At 36.7% G+C, this 872-nt stretch carries 1 protein-coding gene; it reads right to left on the bottom strand.

What is annotated here, in order from left to right:
• Positions 1 to 192 precede the first annotated feature (192 nt).
• Positions 193 to 669 carry a hypothetical protein gene (locus CWB72_RS20155; protein WP_138635191.1) on the bottom strand — a complete coding sequence of 159 codons (477 nt, stop codon included), beginning with the start codon at positions 667 to 669 and terminating at the stop codon, positions 193 to 195.
• Between the last annotated feature and the right edge of the window lie 203 nt (positions 670 to 872).

The following is an 872-nucleotide window of genomic DNA, read 5'->3' on the forward strand; positions in this document are numbered from 1 at the left end:
TCTTGCATTGTGCAATATCAGTGAGATAGTAAACTGGTTACTCTCTTTAAAGCCTTAGCATTTATGCTAGGGCTTTTTCATGTTTGGTCTTATCTTACCGATTTGATTGGTCATGTCTGTTTGACTTGTCTGGTCGCATACCTATTTTTAGCCTTGCTAAAACAATAGCGCTCCTGCTTAAAACTCATCATTTTACAAACAAGTTGTACCTATGGGACAAAGATAAACATCATAGGATAGATCATTAGCGGCATCACACCCTGTATTCACTTCAAAATTAATTTTTTTAGTCACAAATGGGTGATATTCCTCAGCGAACACCACAATACTCACATCAAATGCTAAGTTATTATGTTCTAATATTGCATGGTACGCGCCAGTTTTTGTATCCTCATTGCGATCATCTGACGAAATAAACTCTGGCTCCACAGTGCTTTCTTCATTTTCACTTTCCATCACCACTCGTACAGATGCATTTTCAATCAGTACATCACTGTTCAATGACTCTCTAATAAATACATTTATATAAGGTGAGCCAAACCCTGTACAAGTATTTTCTCCGCCATCAACTGGTGGGGTTTCTATCTCGTTTCCAGCGTGGGCATCACTACCGCAGCCACTGACATGTAATGCACTGAATAATACTAAGCCCATTGCTTTTAGATTCATCTCAACATCCTATTTAAGAAACTTATATAATTTACTAAAAATCATTCTACCTAGAAGGGATACGTAGATAAACCGCTGTTTACATTAAATAACATTTGATGTCTGCGAGTTATACTCTACTAAAGTGACTTAAAGTTAAGTTCTTTTAAAACCTGTTAAGCCTGAACAGTGCTATTATAAAATAATGGGGTCAGGTCTTGCAT

Source organism: Pseudoalteromonas phenolica, assembly GCF_005886345.1.
Classification (GTDB): Bacteria; Pseudomonadota; Gammaproteobacteria; order Enterobacterales; family Alteromonadaceae; genus Pseudoalteromonas; species Pseudoalteromonas phenolica_A.